The sequence below is a fragment of the Sphingomonas sp. genome, assembly GCF_050725575.1.
GTDB lineage: Bacteria > Pseudomonadota > Alphaproteobacteria > Sphingomonadales > Sphingomonadaceae > Sphingomonas.
In genome coordinates this window covers 21,533-43,572 of record NZ_JBOHHW010000006.1, presented here as the reverse complement: position 1 = coordinate 43,572, position 22,040 = coordinate 21,533, and the positions used below count along the sequence as shown (strand labels likewise).

The following is a 22,040-nucleotide window of genomic DNA, read 5'->3' as shown; positions in this document are numbered from 1 at the left end:
ACGAGTTTGAGGGAGAACCATATGCTTGTCGGCTCGGCCTGCGTGCGCGGCGCGGCGTTGTGCCTGCTGGCGGTGATCGCCGGCGCCGCCGACCTCGCTTCGGCGGCTGAAACGCACAAGGCCGGTGATATCGTGGTCGAGCAGGGAACTGCCCGGACCGCGGATGGGAAAACCATTCCGTACGAGATCGGCACCCTGTTCGTGCCCGAGAATCGCGTGGTACCGAACAGCCGGCTCATCGGTGTCGGGTTCGCGCGATTGCGGGCGGCCAGGCCGGTCGAGGGCGGCCCGCCCGTCTTCGTGTTGCCGGGCGGACCCGGCCGCAGCTATCTGAACGCGCTCACTGACGCTGACCCGGCTGGTCAGGCGCGGCTGGCTGAACTGCTGCCCTATACCGCGGCCGGCGATGTGGTGATCGTGGATCAGCGCGGCTGGACCAAACGCGGTGACGTGCTGGAGCTGGCGACCGCTGACCAGCCGCTGGATCGGCCCCGGTCGAGGACAGCTGAAGCGAACGACATGATCGCCCTGGCCGCAGCGGCGGTGGCGGCCAACCCGGGCAAGGATCTGGCTGGTTACACCATCATCCAGTGCGCCGAAGACGTTGACGATCTGCGCCGCGCGCTGGGTTACAAGCGCATCAGCCTGTCGGGCCAGAGTTTCGGGTCGCAATGGAGTCTCGCCGTGATGCGGCTGCACCCCGACAGCGTGGCGCGGGCCGTGCTGTCGGGCGTCGAGCCGCTGGGCGCGGCCTTCGACATGCCGTCGCAAATCCTGACGTCATTGCTGCGCGTGGCGTGGGAGGCCGATCAGGATCCGGGGCTGGCACCCTATCTGCCGCAGGGCGGGGTGATGACCGCGTTGCGCAGCGTGCGCGACCGGCTTGCCGCGGGGCCGGTCGCGGTCCGGGTGGTGGATGAGGCGACCGGCAAACCCCGGACGGTCACGCTCGGTCTGGGGGATTTCCAGGCCTCACTGTTGCGATCGCCCGGCGATTGGCCGGCCTTCATCCTGTCCGTCTATGACCGCCATTATGACGACTGGGCGAAGGAAACGATCGCGCGGCGGCACAATGAGGAGGGGCCGGTGCGGCTGATCGAGCCCTTGATCGACACCAGCCTTGGCGTGTCAGGCGAGCGCGGACACCAGCTCCGCACCGATCCTGCCGCGGACGATCTGGGATATTGGGATTTCGATGCGACCATCGCCTCGGCCCGCGCCTGGCCGACGCCCGACGTCGGGGACGCGTTCCGTGACCCCGTCGCCAGCGCAATACCGGTCGTCTTCATCCATGGCGATTGGGACATTGCGACGCCGATCGACAACACGCTGGGCCTGCTGCCCTACTTCCCCAACGGACGCGCGATTCTTGTTCACCGCGGCACGCACCACACGCGCGAGCCGCTCTTCGCTCAAGATCCTGGCGTGCAGGCCAGGGTCATGGAATTCCTGCGCACCGGCGACAACCGGGACCTGCCCGTTACGGCGTCGTTGCCGGCCCCGGCCTTTCGGCGGCCCGCTTTCCCGCCGCCGGGCAAACGCTGATCCGGACAGCCGGCTGCAGAACGGTTCAGCCCACCTGCACCGTCATGCCGATGATGAACATGGTGCCGATCAGCGCGACGATCGTGGTGATCCAGCCGATGCTGCGCGACCGTGTCCAGCCGCTGCAGCCAAGGCTGGCGAGCAGTGACAGCGTCCCGAGCGAAAAGCCGAGCGTCATGATGGTTTGCGGCGTGGACGCGCTGAGCATTACCATGAACCGGGGGGCTTCGGGATGGAACACCGCGGTCAGCATGGTTGCCGCGACCACCGTGACGATGAATGCGACTGACGATATCACCGCGAAGCCGATCGTGACCGTCATCAGCCGGCTCTGATGCCCAAGCGTCAGCAGGGTTGCCAGAAAGGTCGCCGCAAAGCCGCCAAGGAATGCGCTGAGCGATGCCAGTTGCGCAGCCAGCACCGACAGATAGGCGGGAGAGAGTGGTTCCATTCGTTGGGATAAGCAGGTCGCCTGACGTCGGGCAAGCGACAAGTATATCCAAGTCTCCCGGCAACTTTATGGGCGGATTGCCGATCTTCACGGAGATGGGTTTACCCCACACCTGCCGCAATGGCCCCGATCAGCACGGCTATTCCTTCGAAGAGCAGCCATAAGGCAGCAAGCACGCCATAAACAAACGCGCGTGCACGGTTCATCGTTATCGCCGCCACCGCTGCGGCGACGGCAAGCGCGGTTGAAGAGAAAAGCGTCGCGTCCCAGCCGGCTCCCCATATCGTACCAAGCAGCAATTGAGTCAGAGCAAAGGCAAACCCCCCGGCGACTGCGGCCGCTGCCAGCCGGCGGAACGGTGTCGGCGCTTGACCAAGCGCGGCAACCTTGCGGAATCTTGCTAACCGGCGGCTCATCGGACGATCCTACGTGTTTCGTGTGACCGCGCCAATGCTCACCTGCTCGTCACCGGACTGCAGTGAATGATTGCTAGCCTCACGGAGGCGATATCGGGAAAAAGCCATTCAATGTGGATGCGATGACGGCAGCGGAACAATTTGAAATACTGGCGGCCGGCCTGATCGGTGAGCCGATCAGCCATATGTGGCGCGGGCACGGATCGGCGGTCTTTATTGAGATTGGTGAGCTGTCGCCATGGACGAAAAACGACGGCTCGCCGGGAGATCCCGAGGGCCGGGTTTTACTTGGCGTCGAATGGAGCTGGCGGATCCAGGACGAGAAGTCGATCCGCTGCGGTAGCTGGAGCGACGAGACGCTGTGGGAGCCCGGCTTCGATCAGCTGCGCGGCATATCGATCCGGGATTGCACCCTGTTCGGCGCCTTGCCGGAAATTCAGCTGACCACGCAGACGGGCGTCAGTTTCATGTCGTTTTCGACCACCGATGGCCAGCCGCAATGGCGCATCGTCGACCGCCGCGGCGAGCGCAATCGCTGGTTCACTGTGCGGGACGGGCAGCTCCATGTCGGCGATGGCAGCGAGCCGGCCCACCGCTAAGCTTCAATGTCGGGGGAGGGTGCTGAACCCTCCCCACAGCGGTCGGACGAGGACAGGGCTCAGCGGCTCAGCAGCACCTCGACATAATCGGCCAGCCGGTCGGCGATCGACGCCATGCCGGTGGCGATGCCGCCATCGACATGCTCCAGCCACATCGCTTCGCTGGTGAAATCGGTGATCACCGTCACCGTGGTCTTGCCGTGGAGTTCGTCGAACAGGATGGTCACGATCATCTTGTCCTGATCCGAATTCACAAAGCCGTTGGTATAGACGATCTTCCTGTTCGGCTCGATTTCGAGATAGGTACCGCCAAAAGGCGTGCCTTCGATGCCATCCGGTCCGGTCAGTGCGAACAGGATATGCCCGCCGACGCGGAAATCCATTTCCACCCGCGTCGCCGGCCAGTCGCGCGGGCCATACCAGTGGAGATAATGTTCCGGCGTCGTATGCGCCTCGAACAGCAGGTCGGCGGTCGCGTCATAGACGCGCGCCACGGTCACGCGGCGTTCGTCGCGATTTTCGTTGATGCGGTTATAGGTCGTCATTCGGGCCGCTCCTTTTTTCGGCTTTTCAATTCCTCGACATAGTCGCCTAGCCGCTCGAGGCTTTCGTCCCAGAAGCGCCGGTAGTTCCCCAGCCACGCATCGGCCGCGGCCATGCCGCGGGCATTGAGCCGCACCGGGCGGAACTGCGCCGTGCGCCCGCGCGAGACGAGTCCGGCCTGTTCGAGCACTTTCACATGCTGCGAGATGGTCGGCTGGCTGAGCCCGAACGGCTCGACCAGCTCGTTCACCGTCGCCTCGCCGCGCGACAGGCGATTGAGGATCGCGCGACGCGTGGGATCGGCCAGGGCAGCGAAGATATCGTCGAGCGGGTCGCGGGTAAGTGTCATATATCGATTCTCATCTATATAGACATTTGACTATATATGAATCGCGGCGCGGTCAAGAGGGCAAACGCGTGCTACCTATGCCGACAAGGCTCAGTACCGCGCGAGGCCATTGCGCGTGCCACCGATTGGCAGTCCCATTTTCGACAATAAGAAAGAGCTCGCCGCCGGTATAAGTCCGGCAAGCGATGACATGCCCGATCCCAGGTAAGGGTTGAATCGCTGCGACGGCCGGGCTGCGGAACGACTGGCTGTGGGGAGGGCGACGGGAGATATGGGACACCGGATGTTGCATATCTCAGGCCGGCGTTCGACGAACGGTCTATATAATATCATTATATATCAAATAGATAAGAAATTTATCTTTATCCGCCGCGGATAGACGCTCTGACTATTCCGTAAAGGGCAACCATTCGTCGACCACCATGCCGTCCTCCACGACCTGAAGCGGACCGAATTGCAGCAACGAGCCTTCGGACTGATGCGGCCGCAGAAACAGCCAGTCGTCAACCGCCAGAGCCTGTTGCCTGGGGCCCGAGAACATGGCCTGGTTGTAACTGACGCCGAACCATTTGTTCGGCACAATCCGGGATGGCGAACAGATTTCGCCGCGCCAGTCGCCGCCATAGGTGAAATAGGTGCGTTCGCGCGATTGCCGCGCGCCGAACAGCAATGAGGAAAGCCACCTCGGGCCGGCGAGATGAGTCCCGTCCCAGGCCTTGAGGATCGGGGACGCGATAAAGATCGCAGGTTCGAAATCGGCGAGAAGATCCAGGTCGAACATCGTTCCCTTGAGCAGGCACGCCCCGGCGCTGATGTCGTTGAGCGGAGACTCATCGCTGTTGTGCAAGGCAACTGTCGGACTCCCCGCGCCATTCCAGCAAATGTTGTCGCGCGTTTCGGGGGCCAGTTCCGGAAACTCGGCGCGGGCGATGGCCTTGTAGGCGGTATAGGTTTGGTTCGCCTTGTTGAAACTGGTGGTCCGGCTTTCGACCAATGACGGAATTTTGCCGACATGGGCGTCATAGCCCATCAGCCCGGAGAATTGCAGATGATCGGCTGCCGCCCGAATGGTCCGGAGCATGGTCTGCAGCATGGCCGGGTCGGCGACGCCGCCACGGTGAAGCCCGACATCGATCTCGATGTTGATCCGCATGCGGACGGTCAGCCCCTTTGCGAGCTGCAGATACTCGTCCAGCCGCTCTGGTGTATCCACCAGCCATTGCAGCTGCCTGGCCGGGTCGAAATGGGTATTGCCAAGATGGAGGTAGAAATGGCGCGCTGCCTGGATGGGCATGGGTTTGCCCAGCAGGATGTCACTGTCGGGAAAACGATAGGCGGTCTGCCGCAATTGCGGTTCATGGAAAACCATCAGTGCCTGGGTTCCGGCCAATCGCATCAGCTCGTCCAGCATGGATGGCACCGGCAACGATTTCTCGACCAGGCGGAGCCGTTTGGTCGGTGCAATGAGCGCCGTCAGCCGTTCGACGTTGCGCCGCATGCGGTTGCGGTCGAGCACCATGGTCGGCCACGAAATGCCATGTTGACGCAGTGCGTTCTGCAGATCGGCAAAGTAAGGAGCATGTGCGTTATTCGTCATCGATTTATCTCTTAGGCCGCTGCAGCGGGCCCGTCTTATAAGCTGGTGAAGCGAAGGCACAGTGGCGATAGCGGTCAGATCGCATTGGCGAGGATAGTTGATTGCTGCCGGACCCTGAGAGACGGCTGTAGCCTATGGTCACGGGAGATCCGTATCGGGCAGTGATGCGCCGCAATGATTTCGCCTCAATGCCGTTGGCCGCACAGCGCGCGTATCGACTTGATTGGCGCCGCCGGAGAACAGTTCGATCCGATATGGTCTTAAACGAATGACAAATTATGGCCTTATGGCAAGTATGAGTTATTGATATGCAAGCTGTTTTTGTCGGTCCGTCGGGGATAATATTGTTCCATAGTCATGGATATGACGACGAATCGCTTGTAACGACGATTTATATCGATAGCATCCTTAAGCCTTGAGGGGGACTCATGAGCATGGTTACTGCGTCGATTCCGGCGAATGGCTTGGCCGTGCCTATAAATGGGCGTGGCGGGCAGCTGACAGGATTGCGTCCAGGACTGCGTCTTGTGGCGCTTCTATCCTGTTCCATGCTGGTCACTGGCTGTTCGGCCTATCTTCACCATCCGGCACGTGCAATCGCGACGGCTGACCTGCAGACCAAATTCGGTGCACTTGCCACGCCGGCCTATTTCGCGGCGCAGGAAAAGAACCTCGCTGACTTCGCCCAGCGCGAGGACAAGGCGCTGGCCGATCTGCTGGTCACATCGCGTGACTATCGCCTGCTGAATATCATCAAGCCCGCCTCGACCGTTTCGAACACCAAAGCCACGCCGGTGATGCGCCTGACCGAACTGGTCGGCGGCGATCTGGAGGCGAGTTATGGCACGAAAGTGCTGACGCCGGACCAGGCGAAGACGTTGATGACCAGCCGGTTCACCAAGGATCTCGCCGTTCGCACTACGGCTTTCAACGAACGCCGGGTCGCGACGACAGCGCGCAGCTATAAGGCGGCAGGGGGCGGGCTTGCGGTCGATTGTCCAACGGTGGTCGCCAGCGCCGCGCCGGGCGCGCCGCCGATCAATCACCCCGATGCCAGCCAGACGCAGCGCTATGGCCAGCTCGTCCAGGCCTGTCAGGCGCTTGGCCAGCGCAAGGCGCTGGCCAAGGATTGCGACCCCCGGCAGGACGGCCGTCCGGTGATCGGCGGCAATCTCGCCATGGTGTGCGATCAGATCGCGGCGCTGGCGGAGGATAAGGTGCTGGCGAAGGATAAGACGCCGGCGAAGGAGAAGGCGCTGGCCGAGCGCAAGGCGCAACTTGAGCGCGCCGAGAATGCGCTCAAGGAAGCGATGAAGGCGGCAAATCCGTCAGACGAGGGCAAGGGGCTGCAAGAGGCGATCGATTTCCTCAAATCGATCGATGGCCTGCCGACCGATGAAAGGCTCGCCAAGGTTCTCACCACGATCGATGCCGTATTCGGCAGCGAACTCGAAGCGAGTCTGGGCACGCTCGATGACAAAGCCAAAACGGTGCTGCCCAAAGCCACCGAACCGCTGATCAATGCGCTCGAGCTGCTCGAGGCGATCAGGGCGCTGGAGGCGCAGGCGGCAGCCAGGCCGCTCGATCAGCCGAGCGCATTGCTGATTGGCATGGCCAAGATCAGGCATGATCTCAATATCGTCGCGATCGACCTGGACACGGCAAAGCAGCAACAGGCGCTGCTGCTCGACGAAGCCGCGCTGCTTCGCGCCCAGCTTTATTATCTCGCGCAGGCGCAGCAGGCGCTGTGCGGCAGGTCGGCTGCATGCGGTCCGGTCGCAACGGGCCGGGCGGCGCCCAGTGCTCAGGCGTTCGACGAAGGACTGAGCTATTATGTCCGCTCGCAAAATGCTGGTGGGATACCGTTCGAGATCCTTCGTTTTCGGGAAATACAGCTGCAACGCGCGGCCGCGCTCAAGCGAGCCCGCGCCAGCGAAGCCGATTATCGGGCGCTGATCCAGCCGGCGATCGATCAGATCGCTGCGTACGGCGCCGGTGGCATCAAGCCCGAAACCATCGCCAATTTCGTCGCGGGCCTCCCCGTTGCTGGTTCAATATTGGTGAAATGATATGACCATCAGACCGCTTCTGCCCGCCACCCTGTTGCTCCTGTTGCCGGCATGCGCCGGCGAACTGGAGATGCAGCATGTTGCGGGACAATCGAGCGCGATCCTGTCGACCTATCGCACCTCAGTGCGCGATTTCGCGGCCGGACAGAATGGGCTGAACGCTGCCAATGAAAGCCGGCTCGCCCAGCTTTCCAAGATGCGTGAGATGCGCCGGGCCGAGATCGACGCGCGCGTGGCAAGCTGGCGCCTGGGTGGTGACGACACCGCGCTCAATCGCTTCGCGATCGTGGGCGAGGCATCGGCGGAGCAGGTGCTGGCCAATACCGGACCGGCGCCGGGCCCGGCCACCGTGCCTGCGCTCACTTATGACAGTGCCGGAGTCGATGCGATCATCAAGCAGCTTGTCGAATTGCAGAAGCCGGTGACGACCGGGCAGCGGCTGGAGGACCTCATCGCTTATGGCAGCGCGTTGCGCGACGCCTACCGGGCGGCAATCGACGAAGCGAAGACGGATACGGCCGACGCCGAGAGCAAAACCACCGGCACCGCGGCGGAAGAGGAAACCGCGCAGGAGAATGTCGTCGGATAGAGCCGGCGACTTTCCCGCATAGCCATTCAAATCTTCTCTCTGAACAGGGAACAAGCATATGCCGATAGGGAAGGACGAAATCCTCGACGAGCTCTGGCGCAAGCATGAGATACTGTACGATGCGTTGCAGGAGCTCAACGACCGGCTCGATCCCGCCGACCGCCCCGATTTCGAAGGCCGGATGATGAACGCGGAGCTCGAAATCGCCCGGATCGAGGCGGTCTATGACATGATCGACAACGACAAGCAGATCGCCTTTCCGACCGATCAGCAGATCGATGCGCTGGCCGCTGCGACGGGTGCGCTCGAGGTGGTGGTCGGCAAGAGCAAGGCGCTGGTGAAAGTCATCGAGACCGCCACTGCATTGGTGAAGACATGGCCGGTCTCAAGAGGCGGCTGAGCGGCACCCGCCGGGCATTTGGCGTGCGGATCGCGTTGCCATTGCTCGAAGACGGTTTCTCGACCGAAGATTTCGCCAAGGCAACCAAAGGCCGCAAAACACCGGCGGTGGTGGTGCGTCACGGATCGGGCCTGGCGCTGATATCCGGCCGGAGCCAGCAGGTCGAAGGCGGGCCGGGCGAACGCTATTCCGCCACCGCAATCGACGGCCTGGACGCCCAGGTGAAGCGGACCCCCGCCGGCACGTTCGTGGCGATCCGTACGCGTGCAATGGCGATGAGCTTGCGTCGGCCGCTGTCGTTGATGATCTGCTCGGACAAGGGAGGCCATATCTATCCGGCATCGGCCGGCTATACGCGCTGCCCGCGGGATAATTCTCCCATGTCGCTGTTGCCCTGATGCCGGGCATTGACGACGCGCTGGGGGCGTTGAGGGACTTGGGCAGCGCTTTCCTGCTCAGCTTCTTCTTTCCCATCGTGCTGTTTACCGCGATCAATGGCGGCCTGGCCCTACTGCTGTTCGGCATAGGGCCTTCGTTCGCGCTGGCGACGGCGCTCGGCCTCGACACTGTGCTCGGCCTTTCGATCATGGTCTTCGTGCAGTTCTCGCTGGCCTGGGTCGCGGCGCCGATGATCGCCGCGCTGCGCCGGGTAATCGAAGGCGAGCTGCTGCCCGCAGCGCTGAAGCGGTCAATGGTCCGCCATGCATGGCGTGCGGCCGAGGCGATGCGCGGAGAAGTGGATGTCACGGTCGCGTATCATCAATCGCTGAAGCAGCTCCTCACAACGGAAAAGGCGGCACTGATTGTGGCGCGCGATGCGGGAAAATTGCTCGGCGCGATCACCGACAGCGGCAAGATCACTGCTGCCCGGGCCACGGTGACCGCCGCTGCGCAATTGATCCCGGGCGGGGGTACGCCAAAGGGGCGACGGAAGATCCTGGAACGGATCAGGGCTGCGGTCGCCGCGGTGAAAGCGGCGCTTGAGCTGAATTCGGTCGAGCTCAGTGAGGCCGCGGTCGCAGAGGCTTCGGCCGCGCTCGATCAGGCGCAGGGCGATCTGATCAACATGATCGAAGCCGCCATTGAGGATGCGAAGCTCAATGCCGAGGAAGCCAATGGCAGGCTGCATGCGCAATTCGTCCGGGACGATATCCGGGCATCGCAGCTCGGCAATCTGCGTGCGGTGATGGAGCGTTACACGACCAAAGCATATGGCGTGTCGTTCGATTATATGTGGCCGCGAATTCAGGCAGTGATCACGGCGGACGACGCGGTCACGCCCGGCATTTCCCGTTCGAAGATGCAGGTCGAATTCGGCGTGATGATGATCGCCGCCACGACGCTGACCTGTATGGTCTGGCTGGCTGTCTCCTTCTTCTATGCGGCCCCCTATCTGTTCATCGCGGTCGGTGCCGCGGGGCCGTTGCTGGTCAGCATATTCCACCGCATGGCGCTTGAGGGCCAGAGATCGCTGACCGAAGCGGTACGGGCAGCGATCGACGTCAAGCGCAGCACGCTGCTTGAACAGTTGAAGGTCACCGTAGCGACAAAGACCAGCACCGAAGAATGCGAATTGTGGCGTAACCTGGAGCGCTGGTCGCTCGGCGAGGATCCGAAGGTCACCATCAGATGAGCTATCGACCCATTCTCGGCATGATGACGTTGTTCTTCATTGTCTATTGCCTGTTGCTCGGCATCGGCACCTATCTGCTCACACAGCGCAGCCAGGATGCCGAGGTGCGGTTCAAGGCGGTACGCACGATGGCGCTCAACCATCTGGTGTCGCCCGGCGATATCGCAGCGACCGATGGTGGCGCCGGCAAGCAAGCCGCGACAAAGGATATCGCGAAGCTCGAGGGGCAGTATGCGCAGTTGCCGATCCGCGCCGGGCAAATGCTGCGCCGCGACGATTTCGCCGCCGCGCCGCTGCTCGTCCCGCCGCCCAATTTGATCGCGATCGGCCTTCCTGCAACCGGCGGGGCAACCGCCAATGCCGGCACCATTTACCGTGTGTGCAAGGCGAAGCCCGACGGCAAGAGCGAAGAGCAGCTCGTTGAGTTCGAGGCCGGCGCGCTGCTTTGCACCGACAAGACGCGATCGGCCTGCACGGCGATCGCCTATCTGAAGAGCGCCGACGCGAAGAAACTGGTTGCCGCCATGCCCGAGGCCGGCTTGCTTGCGGCCAAGCCGACCGCCTGCCTGGCGCCGCGCAGCACATTGCCCGACCGGACGACACGCCCGGAGCGTTAGGGTCCAGATCCTAGGCCGTGAACCCATAAAATGGGGCCGCTTACGCAGGGGGTTGAACGGCAAAAATTGGGGGATTCGAGACTGTCTGCTTTCGACAGCGAGCGATATGAAGCCGACCTTGCGTCGCATGGCGACCGAGCTACTCTCTGGCCGCATGAGTGCGAAAATAAACTCGAGCGAACTGGAAAGGGCGTTGGCTCGGCCAGATGCTGACCAAATGCGTCAGCAACTTCTCGCTTACGCGAGATACGAGGCCGAGGGTGCGGGTGATTGGCCCGACGAGTTGGCGGACGACTTTGACGAGATCATCACCTGCCACTTTGATGATCCTGAAAAGGCGTTCGCCTATGTGATTATAGCCGCCTCACAAAGCGACGATCCCGAGTTTTTAGCACTCATGGGGTGTGGAAACTTGGAGAACGTGCTTCGCGATCCGTCACCTGATCTACTTGATCGTATCGTCGCAGAGGCACGTAAGTCGGCTCGCTTCCGTTGGCTCCTCAGCAACCCGTTTAAGGTCGCCATTGCGCCGAAAGCTTGGGAAGCCATTGAGAAATTCCGCATCACGGGTCCGCACGAGGAGCCGTCCGCTGACAAACTGCCCCCGCGCGGGTAAAGTCCGCTCTCGGGATCACATCGGCGCGGCGAGAAGGGCTGGAACTGGGGCGGAAGGGGAATGGCCGCTTTATGAGTCTACGACCTGATATATCGGCGTTGTTGCCCGATGTTTTCGCGAGGTGCACGGACGTCGCGATCGCGCTGGCCGCGCTGGATCCATCAGGGCGTGCTGGTCTATGATCCGCAACGGGCCGGGGCATCGGAGCTGGAGATGACGAGCGCCATGAATCCCCGATCCGCAATCGCGTCGCTCCTCGCGGCGGCGCCGCTCGAGGCATTGGAGCGCCGCTACCGCGAACCTTGGCGGCATTATCACGCCTGGGCGCATCCCCAGGCAATGCTGGCGCATCTCGACCGGGCGATCGGCGATGCGGTGCCGGTGGTCGATCCAACGGCCTGTGCCGGCTTCATCCTGTGGCATGACGCGGTCTATGATCCGCAGGCGCCGCATGGCCGCAACGAAGAACTGAGTGCGGTGCTCTGCGCGTCAGAAATGGGCGCGATCGCCGGTCCGCTCGCGACCGCCCGCGCCGGCGCGGCAATCCTCGCCACCATCCGCCATGTGCCGCCGGACCCGGCCGACTGTCCCGATGGCGCACTGCTGCTGGATATCGACCTGTCGATCCTCGGCCAGCCGGCGGCGGTGTTCGACGCCTATGACCGGCAGATCCGCGCGGAATATGCCCATGTCGAGGCCGGCGTTTATGCCGCTGCACGGGCCGGCATCCTGCGCAATTTCCTCGCGCGGGACCGGTTGTTCCTGACCGATTGGGGTTTTGATCAATGGGAGCAGGCCGCGCGTGACAATCTGCGTCGGGTGATCGCGCAGCTGGAGGGGGACTGATCATACCGTTCAGATGTTCAGAAAGCCCCAGCCATCGGCACGGCCGCCATAGCTTTGCGCCAATGTATCGAGCTGCACTTCAGTCGTGGTGATCGTCTCGCAAGTCGGGATCATCATTCGTGACGCCGTAACGTCCCACGGATCCGCCCCGAAGTCGGTCTCGTCGTTGATCTTCTCGATCCGCGCCTCGAAACCCTCGACCCGTACGGCCTCGGCAAAGCGCGTCGCCGAAGCCTGATCGGTGAAGACATGGGCGAAATCGACGGGTCGCGGCGGCTCCAGATTATTCCCACCGTCAGCAATGCGCCGCAGGATTTCCTCATTCTCTTCGAATACTGACATGCCCTGAATTACCGTGCCGTGCTCGATGAAAACGGTCGCTCCCTCGCACCCGCCGCCCACGTCTTGTTCGGCCCGGCCTGCATTACGAACCGCAACTCACCGCCGGCCATGATCTCGCTATGCCGGATGAACCCGCGCGCCAGCGGCCGGCCATTGAGCGACACACTCCCGACATAGGGATGCGCATCGTCCAGCCCGTCGGCGATGATGGTGAAGGTCTTGCCCCCGGGCAGCGCCAGTGCCGCGCGGTTCACGAATGGCCGGCCGATGACATATTCCAGGCTGCCCGGCGTGACCGGATAGAAACCAAGCGACGTGAACACCAGCCAGGCCGACATCTGCCCGAGATCGTCATTGCCCGACAGGCCGTCGGGGGTCGGCTTGTACTGGCTCGCGACGATCTGCGTCAGCCGCGCCTGGGTGCGCCACGGCGCGCCGGCATAATTATAGAGATAGGCGACATGGTGGCTCGGTTCATTGCCATGGATATATTGGCCGATCAGCCCGGCGATATCCTCGGCATGGCTGTAATCGAGCTTCGAATTATCATAGTCGAACATCGCGTCGAGCTTGGCGACGCTCGCCTTGTCGCCGCCCATCGCCTGAACCAGCGCCGCCTGATCCTGCGGCACGAACCAGCTATACTGCCATGCATTGCCCTCAGTATAGTCCGATCCGTAATTGATCGCGGTCGGGTCGAACGGGGTGCGGAACGCGCCGTCGCTCTTGCGCGCGCGGACGAAGCCGGTTTTCGCATCGAAGCTGTTGCGCCAGTTGGCGGCACGCTTGTCGAACGTGTCGGCAATGTCCTTGCGCCCCATTGCCCGCGCCATCCGCGCGATGGTCCAGTCGTCATAGGCATATTCGACCGTCTTCGATGCCGCTTCGGGTTCGCGGTCGATCGCGACGTAACCGAGCTTCATATAGTCGCCGAGCCCGCCATAAGGGGCATAGCTCGCGCTCGCGACCATCGCGTCGAGCGCCTCTTTCGCATCGAACCCGCCCACGCCCTTCAGATAGGCGTCGGCGATCACCGGCACGGCGTGATAGCCGATCATCGTCCAGGTCTCGCGCCCCTGGAACTGCCATACCGGCAGGATGCCGTCGGGGCTGTAACGGCGGCTGGCGAGCAGCGAGCGGACAATGTCGCTATTGGTCTTTTCCGGCTGCACCAAGGTCAGCAGCGGGTGTTCGGCGCGGAACGTGTCCCAGAGCGAAAAGGTCGAGCGGAAGGTGAAATCCTTCGCCTGATGCACCTGGTCGTCGGGTCCGCGATAGCGCCCATCGGCATCGCCCGCGACGGAAGGGGCAAGCAGTGTATGATAGAGCGCAGTGGCGACGCTGGTCTTCATGCCCGCCGGCGCGTCGATCTCAAGCACGCCAAGCGCCTTGTCCCACGCCGCTTTGGTCTTGGCCCGCACCGCGTCGAAATCGCCCGGCTCGCTGTCGAGATTGGCGATCGCGCCGGCTTCGTCGACCGAGGAGATCGCGACCTTCACTTCGAGCGGTGCCGTCAGCGCGCCGAAATCGAGCCGCGCGACCAGGGCCCGGCCGCTCTTCTCGGCCAGCGCGTCACTGCCGCGGCCGGGGCCCTGGAACCCCTTGTACGGCACGTCCTTCTCGGTGCTGACAAAAGCGTGATCCGTGAGCGGCGCGGAAAAGCGCATCGCGAAATAGAGCTTGCGCCCCGGCGCCCAGCCACGCGTCTCGCGCGCACCGGTGACCGTCCCGTCGGGCGCGAGGCGCAGCGACGACCACAGGATCTTGCCGGGATAATTGTACAGCGAACTGCGCAGATCGATCACCAGATGCGCCGCCTTGCCCGCCGGAAAGGCATAGCGATGCACGCCGATCCGCGTGCCGGCGGTCATCTCGGCGCGGATGCCGGGATCGCGCAATGTGACCGCATAATAGCCGGGCCTGGCGACCTCGTCCTTATGGTCGAAGCGCGAACGATAGCCTGAACCGGGTTTCGCGGGGTCGCCGGGCTCAAGCGCCACAGTGCCGCCGGCCGCCGGCATGACGAGGAAATCGCCCAGGTCGGAATGCCCCGCGCCGGAGAAATGGGTGTGCGAGAACCCCTGGATCGTCGGGTCGTCATGGCGATAGCCCGCGGCCCATTTGTAGCTGTCGCGAATGACATGGCTGGTGTCGGTGTCCGGGCTCAACTGCACCATGCCGAACGGCGCGACCGCGCCGGGGAAGGTATGCCCCTCGCCGCCGGTACCGATGAACGGATCGACCGAGTCGGATGCGGACTGGCCAAGCGAGGGAGTGGCCAGGCTCAGCGCGAGCAGGGCGGCGATGGTGCGGGGGAGGATCGGCATGGCGCGATTAGAGCAGGGGATTGCGGGAAGGGGAAGCGCCATAAAACTTGTTCGGGATTATGGCTTTAAATTTGATTCTCGCGCCCGAAGGGCGGCTTGCGGCGTCATTTGCGATCCAGTCGTGCGAGGACTTTCGTCCATCCCTGGTCCTTGGCGGATTGCCGGAGGTTGGTGCCATCGTCGGCACGCAAGGAGAGATCGGCGCCCCTGTCCAGCAACAACAGTGCGACATCTTCCGAAGAGCTGGCCAATACAGGCGTCTGACCGCGGTCGTTGCGTTGGTTCAGCTTCGCTCCGGCATCGATATATGCTTGGGCCTTAGCGGGATCGGTGGTCATATGCAGTATCGTATCGCCGGCATTGTATGATCCCGGCTTCTCAACGGTGAGGTTGGGATCCGCTCCTGCCGCGACGAGCATCCTGATCACTTGCACCGGGTCGGTTCTGTCTGGTTGAAAATAGAAGGGGTCAGGACCCTGTTCGACCCACATCAAAGCGGAGAAACCACTCCGATCTCTCGCATTCACATGGGGTTTCAGCTTCAGGATTTCGGCCACCATTGCGGGATGCTTGGACGCGGCCGCGTTACGAAGCGCGCTTTCCGCCGCACCGGGGACGTTCGTCGCGGCGCCCAGGGCGATAAGCTTTCGCGCGACCTCCAGTCGCGCCATCAGTGATGCATTGTCCAACGCGGTTTTCGGTGGGCTGTACTCGTCGGGGTTGGGGGATCCAACTTCCTTGACTGGTGCGCCGGCCGCAAGAAGACCAAAGACCAGTATGTCGGGGGCATCGACAGCGGCCCGTGCCAACATGCCGGCCGTGGCCGGTGACGAGAAATTCCATTGCTCGTGCCGAAGCGAATCTAATGTTTCCTTATCCCCCGTGATCCACCGCCGGGCACCCGCGACCTTGTCAACGGCCTCTTCCAGGGCCGTCACGGAGTCCGGCATCCCCGCCTCCTTGCCGACATAGTCCGTGACCGTCTTTGTCTGACCGTCGATGGAAAGTGTCAGACGATAGGACGGGTTGTCGGTGATCGAGGCAATATAGGCAGGCCGCAAAGACCAGAAATCGTCCTGGCGGAATCGCTCGACGAGTGCCGCGACCCGTTGCGGATCGACCGTCGCCCTATGCTGACCCTCGACAAGGACGTACTTGCGTCCTTCGTAGATAATTTCGCCGGTACCGCGCAGTTCAACCCGATATGAGGGACAGGTGCCAAAGCACTCGCTCCGTTCGAGGATGATCGAAACGGTGCGCAGATCCTTCAAAGCCGGCATCGGCCGATGCCCTGCCGGCACAATGGTGTCCCGTGCCAGCGCGAGGGCCGCGAGCAAGATCACGATACCGATGGAAAGGAACACCGGGCGAAACTTCATGTGGTGACGCTATGCCACATCATTCGATTCTCAAAGAAGCATGCCATGTTTGCAGGCATATGACTGCCTTTTCATGCCGGGAAGGAGCGACAAAAACTCGCTATTTCGCCCCCACCAGCTTGCCCTTCTCAACCGCATAGTCCCGCACGAAGCTGGGCCGGTCGACCTTGCCCGACGGCAAATGCAGCACTGAATCCGGCCCGATCCCGGTCACCCGCACGCCCGTCACGCTGAGTGGCCCGCCGGGCTTCAGCTTGCTGAGCTTGGCACCCTCGACCAGCCATGCACCGCCATTCGGTGCGGTGGCATGGATCCGCGCGGTGCCATCGGCTTCCACCGCCAGCCCGGCGCTTTCGTCGACGCCCAGCCCGAGCATCGGTGCGCCGCTGCGCCCGACCTGCGCCTTGGCGAGAAAGGCGAACAGCCGGCCGAGCCGGTCGCGCTCCTTGAAATGCGTGTCGGTGACGATGCCGCGCAGCAAGGCGAGGTGCAGGAAATCCGCCTCGATCGTGTTGGCCGGGCCGAACGGATCGCGCAACGCCTCGGGGCTGGCCAGGCTGCCGCCGTCCATTGCGCCGTAGAGCCGCTCGCCGAGCATCGCGAGCCCCGCGCTGGTGCCGCCGAGCGGCTTGCCCGCGGCGACATGTGCGTCGAGCGCCTGTGCGACCGGGGTGCCTTTCCAGAAGCGGACATAATTTGACTGATCGCCGCCGGCGATGAAGATGCCGTCGGCTTTGGCCAGCCGGTCAAGCAGAACCGTATCGGTCGATGCCGCGCGGCTCTTGATCACGAACGTCTCGGCTGAGGCGATGCCGCCGCGCTGGCGGTAGAATTCCTCACCGATCTCGCCGGCATAGGAGGCGCGCAGGATAACGATATGGCCATGCCCGGCTTTGGCGAAGAACCAGCGCATCGCAGCCTCGTCACGGTCGCCGCCGCCGAGCAGCAGCAACCCGCCGCTGACCGGATCGGGGGTCGGCGCGGCAAGGTCGCCGGCGACATAATGGTCGTACTCCTGCGCAATGGCCGCGCCACCGGTTAACGTGAACGCCAGCATCAGAATAGGGACGAGCAGGCAGAGGAGGCGCCGGACAACGACAGCGGATCGCAGGGCTATGCTCGTCATTTCGGTCTTCCTCCCCAATCGTCGCAATGGTGCGCAGCGGCATCACCGAACGGAATTCATCGCCGCTCTTCACTATTTCCGTCGATCGGTCGCGGCAATCTTGTTAGCGATGGTCGCCTAATGGGGACCGATGCCGTCGCCGATCGGGCCGCCAACAGGCCGGACGGGGCAGTGCCGGGAAAAAGGGGGGCAAAAATGACGACGCCACGCAACGCTTTGCGGATTTCGACGATGCTTGGCTGCTGCGCCGGCGCACTGGCGCTGGCGGCGCCCGCCCGGGCACAGGACGCCGCGCCGCCGGTCGATCAGCCGGGGGTGGCGCAGATGGACGAAAGTGCCTCGGTCGAGGATACCGCGACTGACATCGTCGTCACCGGCTCGCGCATCCCGCGCGCGCTGGCCGAAGGGCCGGCGCCGGTCACGGTGATCAACGCCGACGCGATCCGCGCCAATGGCTATACCAGCGTGGCCGACGTGCTGCGCGCGGTGACGCAGAATGGCGGCGAGACACAGAGCCAGCAATCGTTCAGCGGCGCGAGCTTCACGCCCGGCGCGCAGCAGGTCGATCTGCGTGGACTTGGCCCCAACCACACGCTGGTGCTGGTCAATGGCCGGCGCATCGCCGACTTCCCGCTGCCGTTTCAGGGGCGCAGCAACTTCACCGACATTTCGAACATCCCGCTCGGCCTGCTCGACCAGGTCGAAATCCTCAGCGGCAGCGCCTCGGCGATCTACGGGTCCGACGCGATGGCGGGCGTGATCAATTTCAAGCTCAAGCAAAAGGTCGACGGGACGACGATCGACTATCGCTATGGCCTGACCGAACATGGCGGCGGCGTGTCGCACCGCGCCACGCTGACCACCGGCTGGTCGACCGACCGTTTCCATGTCCTTGGTGGCATCGAATATCTCAACCAGCGTCCGCTCTGGGCGTATCAGCGGTCGATCCAGGACAGCACCGACGACAATCCGGTCAATACCACCGCGCGGCGGACGTTCGTCCGTTACGAACCGATTGACGAAGTCTATATCGATCCCGGCAATGCGGTCTGCGCAGGCCTGTCGTCGCTGAACGGCGGGTCGACCTTCCGCGCCTCTCGTCCGCGTTATGGCCAATATGACGATGATCTTGGCGATTATGGTCCAGGCTATTTCTGCGGCAGCAAGACGTCGATCGGCTATGGCACGGTCATCTCACAGCGCGAGGGCTTCAACAGTTACGGCACCGCCGGCTTCGATATTTCCGACAGCGCCAAGCTGTTCGTCGACGCGCAGTTCGGCATCAGCAATGTCTCGCTGATGCCCGATGTGCTGAGCTGGGCCTATCAGGGGCCTTCGGGCAGCAGCGACACGACGTTCTACAACAGCTTTGGCGGATGGGGTCTCGACGACTGGTCGCGCCAGTTCACGCCGGAAGAGTCGGGCGGGTTCCGCAATGTGATGATCCGCAACCGGCAAAAGACTTTCACCATCACGCCGGGGATCGAGGGCCGGCTGGGCGACAAATGGAATTACGAACTCGTCTTCAACCACAGCGAATATTCGGCGGTGGTCAAGTTTCCAGAAGTGATCGCGGCGAAGGCGAACGCCTTGTTCCTCGGGCCTCAGCTTGGGGTGGATGAGGATAGCGGCTATCCGATCTTCAACGCCGATCCGGCGCGGCTCTACAAACCGCTGACCCAGGCTGAATATGACAGCATCGCGGTCAATTCGGTCTATCGTCCGAAGAGCTGGACCGACAATGTCTCGGCGACGATCAACACCACCAGCCTGTTCCAGCTTCCCGCCGGGCCGGTCGGCTTCGCCGCGGTCGGTGAATTCGGCAAGCAGGGCTATGACCTCAATCCCGATCCGCTCGCCCTGACCGATTATTATGTCGGGCTGAAGGATAGCGACGGCGTCGGCCGGCGCTCGCACTGGGCGCTGGGCGGCGAATTGCGCGTGCCGGTGACCAAGTTCCTGCAATTGTCGGGGGCGGGCCGGTACGACCATTTCGGCTATGACGGCAACGGCATCAGCAAGTTCACCTATAATGGCGGTGTGGAACTGCGGCCGACATCGAAGCTGCTGCTCCGCGCGTCCTATGGCACCGGGTTCCGCGCACCCGACCTGCATTATGTCTTCACCGGCCCGGGCAACACGCATCCCTCCGCCACCGATTATCTCATGTGCCGCAGGGAAAATGGTGACGGGACGAACCTCAGCGATTGCAGCGACGATTATGACTTCGGCATCGTCGCGCAACGCAACGGCAATCGGCGGCTCAAGCCGGAAACGAGCAAGTCGCTCACTGCCGGGATCGTCTGGGCCCCGACGCATAATTTCGATGTTTCGGTTGATTATTTCCGCGTGTCGCTGAGCAATCAGGTGCAGGACCTGAGCATCGACACGTTGCTTCGCGATGAGGCCGATTGTGTCATTGGTCATACGACAAGTGGCTCGGCGGTCGATATCAATACGCCGACGTGCAAGGATGCGCTCGCCCGCGTGCGCCGCTTCAGCAGCGGTGCCCTGGAAGGCGAGCTCGACTCCGTCGCGGTCAACCCGATCAATATCGCGACCGAAAAGACCAGCGGCCTCGACATCGCGCTGCATGGCCGGGTGCCGACGAATTTCGGCGATTTCTCGCTCTCGCTCGCCCACACCCATGTCTTCAAGCATGACTTCCGCCAATATCCTGGCGATCCGATCATCAACAAATTTGCGTTCGACAGCGGTTATTACATCCCGCGCGACAAGACCTCGGCAAGCATCGGCTATGCCTATCAGGGCCTGCGCCTGACGGTCGAGGGCAAGCGGCTGGGCAAGCTGCCCAATTATGACGAGGACGCCTATATCAAGGCGAGCTACCTGTTCAACACGACGCTGTTGTACGACTTCACCGACCATTTCCGCGGGTCGCTGAGCGTCACCAATGTGCTCGATACCAAGCCGGTCAAGGACCCGAGCTATTCGGCCTATCCCTATTACGACATCAGCTGGTCGACAGCGTTGGGCGCAGCGTATTCCTGCAGCTGACCTACAAGCTGGGGGGCAAGGGTCTTTAGACGGTGGAGAAAGAGGCATGAATTTCTCTTTCCTGGGCGTGGCCGTTGCGTGCGCGATCTGCGGCGTTATCGACTATCGAAAGACGGGTTGGGTGCTCCGGCGGCCCGCCAGGATTACACCTCTCTCCCTCCTGGTCTGGCTAATCGACCGCCTCTATCTGCTGTACGCGGTGGCGACTCTTGTTCTGCTTGTCGCGTTCATTTTCGTACCCCCGTTCACGATATCAGCTGACCATTCTTAGTGAGCATCTCGCGACCACATTGGGCTGCTTCTCCGTGGGTGGAGCGCATCGCCTTGCGTCGGAATCGCCGCTAAGACGATCACATGCCCCGCAACCGCTATTATGCCGGACCGCCAAGCGCGCATTTCGATGGCGAGCTTTTCTTCAATCCGGGACAGCCGGTCACTGACCGATCCTTATGGGAGGTGCTGCGCTGGAAGCGGACCAGCGTCATCGCGAAATGGCCCGGCAGCGTGCCGGTCTCCCCGGCTCGGCCGGAGGGTCGCGTCGATGGATTGCGCATCACCATGGTCGGGCATGCCGCGCTGCTGATCCAGGCGGCGGGGCTCAACATACTCACTGATCCGGTCTGGTCCGACCGCGCGAGCCCGGTCTCGTTTCTTGGGCCGAAGCGAGCGACGGCGCCCGGTATCGCGTTCGAAGATCTGCCGCCGGTCGATGCGGTGCTGATCAGCCATAATCATTATGATCATCTCGACATCGCCACGCTGCGGCGGCTCCATGCCGCGCACGCACCGTTGCTGGTCATGCCGCTTGGCAATGATGCGATCGTTCGTGCGGCAGTGCCTGGCGCGCGGATCGTCACGGGCGACTGGCACGGCCGGATCGAGCTTGGCGCTGGTGTCACGACGGTGCTGACGCGTGCCAATCACTGGTCGGCGCGCAGGCTTGGCGACCGGCGTATGGCGCTGTGGGCGGGGCATTATATCGACACGCCGGCGGGCAGCATCTGGTTCGCCGGCGACACCGGCTATGGTGACGGCGCGATCTTCCGCGAGATCCGCGACCTGTTCGGATCGCCGCACGTCGCGCTGATTCCGATCGGCGCCTATGAACCGCGCTGGTTCATGACCGCGCAGCACGTCAACCCGGCAGAAGCAGTCCAGATCCTGCACGAGGTCGATGCGACGCACGCGCTTGGCATTCATTGGGGGACGTTCCAGCTGACCGACGAGGCACGGGAAGCGCCGCGTCTCGCATTGGCCGCCGCGCTGTCCGCCGCTGGTGTTTCGCCCGAGCGCTTCGTCGCGGCGGAAGCGGGCGCCAGCTATGATTTTTCGCCTCTGTCATAGAATGATCGCCCCGCAGCGCCGGACGGCGTGACGGGCAGTGCCGATTCAACCCTGGCGTGCAGCATGACAGTGTGGCGGTGGATGGGATGTCAGCCGGCGTTCCGCCCCGCTCTTTGACATGACTGGAAAATATCGAACGCGCTGCGGCGGCCATTGGGCAGGAACAGCGGTCGCTCACCGCCGTTATTCCGCTGTTTCACCCCTGTTCCACCGCTGTTCCACCCCTGTTATCGG

21 protein-coding genes are annotated in these 22,040 nt (G+C 62.8%); 12 read left to right on the top strand and 9 right to left on the bottom strand.

Annotated elements, in window-relative coordinates:
* The first annotated feature begins 21 nt into the window (after positions 1-21).
* Complete coding sequence (locus ACRECS_RS06120; protein ID WP_431582075.1) at positions 22-1,545, top strand: alpha/beta hydrolase; 1,524 nt, start codon at positions 22-24, stop codon at positions 1,543-1,545.
* Positions 1,546-1,570: 25 nt separating this feature from the next.
* Here the strand turns inward: ACRECS_RS06120 and ACRECS_RS06115 are convergent, their stop codons facing one another.
* Complete coding sequence (locus tag ACRECS_RS06115; protein ID WP_431582074.1) at positions 1,571-1,996, bottom strand: hypothetical protein; 426 nt, start codon at positions 1,994-1,996, stop codon at positions 1,571-1,573.
* A gap of 101 nt (positions 1,997-2,097) precedes the next feature.
* Positions 2,098-2,412, bottom strand: a complete 315-nt coding sequence (locus tag ACRECS_RS06110) for a hypothetical protein (RefSeq protein WP_431582073.1) — start codon at positions 2,410-2,412, stop codon at positions 2,098-2,100.
* A gap of 122 nt (positions 2,413-2,534) precedes the next feature.
* Between ACRECS_RS06110 and ACRECS_RS06105 the strand changes: the two genes are divergently transcribed.
* Positions 2,535-3,011: a hypothetical protein gene (locus ACRECS_RS06105; protein ID WP_431582072.1), complete on the top strand. Its 477-nt coding sequence runs from the start codon at positions 2,535-2,537 to the stop codon at positions 3,009-3,011.
* A 59-nt stretch (positions 3,012-3,070) separates the two neighbouring features.
* Here ACRECS_RS06105 and ACRECS_RS06100 read toward each other — a convergent pair whose 3' ends face one another.
* From ACRECS_RS06100 to ACRECS_RS06090, 3 genes are all read right to left on the bottom strand, one after another.
* Positions 3,071-3,556: an SRPBCC family protein gene (locus tag ACRECS_RS06100; RefSeq protein WP_431582071.1), complete on the bottom strand. Its 486-nt coding sequence runs from the start codon at positions 3,554-3,556 to the stop codon at positions 3,071-3,073.
* Complete coding sequence (locus tag ACRECS_RS06095) at positions 3,553-3,903, bottom strand: ArsR/SmtB family transcription factor (protein ID WP_431582070.1); 351 nt, start codon at positions 3,901-3,903, stop codon at positions 3,553-3,555. The genes ACRECS_RS06100 and ACRECS_RS06095 overlap by 4 nt, the downstream gene beginning before the upstream one ends.
* A gap of 388 nt (positions 3,904-4,291) precedes the next feature.
* Entirely contained in the window at positions 4,292-5,500 is a 1,209-nt protein-coding gene (locus ACRECS_RS06090; protein ID WP_431582069.1) for an alanine racemase, read from the bottom strand.
* Positions 5,501-6,027: 527 nt separating this feature from the next.
* On the opposite strand from ACRECS_RS06090, the gene ACRECS_RS06085 reads away from it, so the two are divergent.
* The 8 genes from ACRECS_RS06085 to ACRECS_RS06050 all read left to right on the top strand — a co-directional run bounded on the left by ACRECS_RS06085 (position 6,028) and on the right by ACRECS_RS06050 (position 12,270).
* Positions 6,028-7,569 (top strand): hypothetical protein, encoded by a 1,542-nt coding sequence (locus ACRECS_RS06085; protein ID WP_431582068.1) that lies wholly within the window; start codon positions 6,028-6,030, stop codon positions 7,567-7,569.
* Between the two features lies 1 nt (position 7,570).
* Positions 7,571-8,158: a hypothetical protein gene (locus ACRECS_RS06080; RefSeq protein ID WP_431582067.1), complete on the top strand. Its 588-nt coding sequence runs from the start codon at positions 7,571-7,573 to the stop codon at positions 8,156-8,158.
* A gap of 58 nt (positions 8,159-8,216) precedes the next feature.
* Positions 8,217-8,558, top strand: a complete 342-nt coding sequence (locus tag ACRECS_RS06075) for a hypothetical protein (protein WP_431582066.1) — start codon at positions 8,217-8,219, stop codon at positions 8,556-8,558.
* Entirely contained in the window at positions 8,534-8,956 is a 423-nt protein-coding gene (locus ACRECS_RS06070; protein ID WP_431582065.1) for a hypothetical protein, read from the top strand. The genes ACRECS_RS06075 and ACRECS_RS06070 overlap by 25 nt, the downstream gene beginning before the upstream one ends.
* Positions 8,956-10,191 carry a hypothetical protein gene (locus tag ACRECS_RS06065; protein ID WP_431582064.1) on the top strand — a complete coding sequence of 412 codons (1,236 nt, stop codon included), beginning with the start codon at positions 8,956-8,958 and terminating at the stop codon, positions 10,189-10,191. The genes ACRECS_RS06070 and ACRECS_RS06065 overlap by 1 nt, the downstream gene beginning before the upstream one ends.
* The gene (locus ACRECS_RS06060) at positions 10,188-10,808 is read left to right on the top strand and encodes an SAF domain-containing protein (RefSeq protein ID WP_431582063.1); all 621 of its coding nucleotides are present in this window, start codon (positions 10,188-10,190) and stop codon (positions 10,806-10,808) included. The genes ACRECS_RS06065 and ACRECS_RS06060 overlap by 4 nt, the downstream gene beginning before the upstream one ends.
* Positions 10,809-10,914: 106 nt before the next feature.
* Complete coding sequence (locus ACRECS_RS06055; RefSeq protein WP_431582062.1) at positions 10,915-11,424, top strand: DUF6869 domain-containing protein; 510 nt, start codon at positions 10,915-10,917, stop codon at positions 11,422-11,424.
* Positions 11,425-11,637: 213 nt separating this feature from the next.
* The gene (locus ACRECS_RS06050) at positions 11,638-12,270 is read left to right on the top strand and encodes an HD domain-containing protein (protein WP_431582061.1); all 633 of its coding nucleotides are present in this window, start codon (positions 11,638-11,640) and stop codon (positions 12,268-12,270) included.
* A 9-nt stretch (positions 12,271-12,279) separates the two neighbouring features.
* On the opposite strand, the gene ACRECS_RS06045 is transcribed toward ACRECS_RS06050, so the two are convergent.
* The 4 genes from ACRECS_RS06045 to ACRECS_RS06030 form a co-directional block, all read right to left on the bottom strand.
* Complete coding sequence (locus ACRECS_RS06045; protein ID WP_431582060.1) at positions 12,280-12,612, bottom strand: ribonuclease E inhibitor RraB; 333 nt, start codon at positions 12,610-12,612, stop codon at positions 12,280-12,282.
* A gap of 8 nt (positions 12,613-12,620) precedes the next feature.
* Positions 12,621-14,939: a GH92 family glycosyl hydrolase gene (locus tag ACRECS_RS06040; protein WP_431582059.1), complete on the bottom strand. Its 2,319-nt coding sequence runs from the start codon at positions 14,937-14,939 to the stop codon at positions 12,621-12,623.
* A gap of 104 nt (positions 14,940-15,043) precedes the next feature.
* The gene (locus tag ACRECS_RS06035) at positions 15,044-16,318 is read right to left on the bottom strand and encodes a DUF6438 domain-containing protein (protein WP_431582058.1); all 1,275 of its coding nucleotides are present in this window, start codon (positions 16,316-16,318) and stop codon (positions 15,044-15,046) included.
* A 100-nt stretch (positions 16,319-16,418) separates the two neighbouring features.
* A complete protein-coding gene (locus ACRECS_RS06030) occupies positions 16,419-17,444 on the bottom strand; it encodes a cyanophycinase (RefSeq protein WP_431582057.1) in 1,026 nt (341 codons plus the stop codon).
* A 195-nt stretch (positions 17,445-17,639) separates the two neighbouring features.
* On the opposite strand from ACRECS_RS06030, the gene ACRECS_RS06025 reads away from it, so the two are divergent.
* A complete protein-coding gene (locus tag ACRECS_RS06025; protein WP_431582056.1) occupies positions 17,640-20,462 on the top strand; it encodes a TonB-dependent receptor plug domain-containing protein in 2,823 nt (940 codons plus the stop codon).
* A gap of 354 nt (positions 20,463-20,816) precedes the next feature.
* Positions 20,817-21,806, top strand: coding sequence for an MBL fold metallo-hydrolase (locus ACRECS_RS06020; protein ID WP_431582055.1), 990 nt, complete (start codon positions 20,817-20,819; stop codon positions 21,804-21,806).
* Positions 21,807-22,040 lie beyond the last annotated feature (234 nt).

Excerpts from the sequence above, each read along its gene's own strand:
- ACRECS_RS06120 (WP_431582075.1), top strand. The coding sequence starts at position 22 with ATGCTTGTCGGCTCGGCCTGCGTGCGCGGCGCGGCGTTGTGCCTGCTG.
- ACRECS_RS06095 (WP_431582070.1), bottom strand. The coding sequence starts at position 3,903 with ATGACACTTACCCGCGACCCGCTCGACGATATCTTCGCTGCCCTGGCC.
- ACRECS_RS06045 (WP_431582060.1), bottom strand. The coding sequence starts at position 12,612 with ATGTCAGTATTCGAAGAGAATGAGGAAATCCTGCGGCGCATTGCTGAC.
- ACRECS_RS06035 (WP_431582058.1), bottom strand. The coding sequence starts at position 16,318 with ATGAAGTTTCGCCCGGTGTTCCTTTCCATCGGTATCGTGATCTTGCTC.
- ACRECS_RS06055 (WP_431582062.1), top strand. The coding sequence starts at position 10,915 with ATGAAGCCGACCTTGCGTCGCATGGCGACCGAGCTACTCTCTGGCCGC.
- ACRECS_RS06065 (WP_431582064.1), top strand. The coding sequence starts at position 8,956 with ATGCCGGGCATTGACGACGCGCTGGGGGCGTTGAGGGACTTGGGCAGC.
- ACRECS_RS06025 (WP_431582056.1), top strand. The coding sequence starts at position 17,640 with ATGACGACGCCACGCAACGCTTTGCGGATTTCGACGATGCTTGGCTGC.
- ACRECS_RS06100 (WP_431582071.1), bottom strand. The coding sequence starts at position 3,556 with ATGACGACCTATAACCGCATCAACGAAAATCGCGACGAACGCCGCGTG.
- ACRECS_RS06040 (WP_431582059.1), bottom strand. The coding sequence starts at position 14,939 with ATGCCGATCCTCCCCCGCACCATCGCCGCCCTGCTCGCGCTGAGCCTG.
- ACRECS_RS06050 (WP_431582061.1), top strand. The coding sequence starts at position 11,638 with ATGACGAGCGCCATGAATCCCCGATCCGCAATCGCGTCGCTCCTCGCG.
- ACRECS_RS06105 (WP_431582072.1), top strand. The coding sequence starts at position 2,535 with ATGACGGCAGCGGAACAATTTGAAATACTGGCGGCCGGCCTGATCGGT.
- ACRECS_RS06060 (WP_431582063.1), top strand. The coding sequence starts at position 10,188 with ATGAGCTATCGACCCATTCTCGGCATGATGACGTTGTTCTTCATTGTC.
- ACRECS_RS06080 (WP_431582067.1), top strand. The coding sequence starts at position 7,571 with ATGACCATCAGACCGCTTCTGCCCGCCACCCTGTTGCTCCTGTTGCCG.
- ACRECS_RS06030 (WP_431582057.1), bottom strand. The coding sequence starts at position 17,444 with ATGACGAGCATAGCCCTGCGATCCGCTGTCGTTGTCCGGCGCCTCCTC.
- ACRECS_RS06070 (WP_431582065.1), top strand. The coding sequence starts at position 8,534 with ATGGCCGGTCTCAAGAGGCGGCTGAGCGGCACCCGCCGGGCATTTGGC.
- ACRECS_RS06090 (WP_431582069.1), bottom strand. The coding sequence starts at position 5,500 with ATGACGAATAACGCACATGCTCCTTACTTTGCCGATCTGCAGAACGCA.
- ACRECS_RS06020 (WP_431582055.1), top strand. The coding sequence starts at position 20,817 with ATGCCCCGCAACCGCTATTATGCCGGACCGCCAAGCGCGCATTTCGAT.
- ACRECS_RS06115 (WP_431582074.1), bottom strand. The coding sequence starts at position 1,996 with ATGGAACCACTCTCTCCCGCCTATCTGTCGGTGCTGGCTGCGCAACTG.
- ACRECS_RS06075 (WP_431582066.1), top strand. The coding sequence starts at position 8,217 with ATGCCGATAGGGAAGGACGAAATCCTCGACGAGCTCTGGCGCAAGCAT.
- ACRECS_RS06110 (WP_431582073.1), bottom strand. The coding sequence starts at position 2,412 with ATGAGCCGCCGGTTAGCAAGATTCCGCAAGGTTGCCGCGCTTGGTCAA.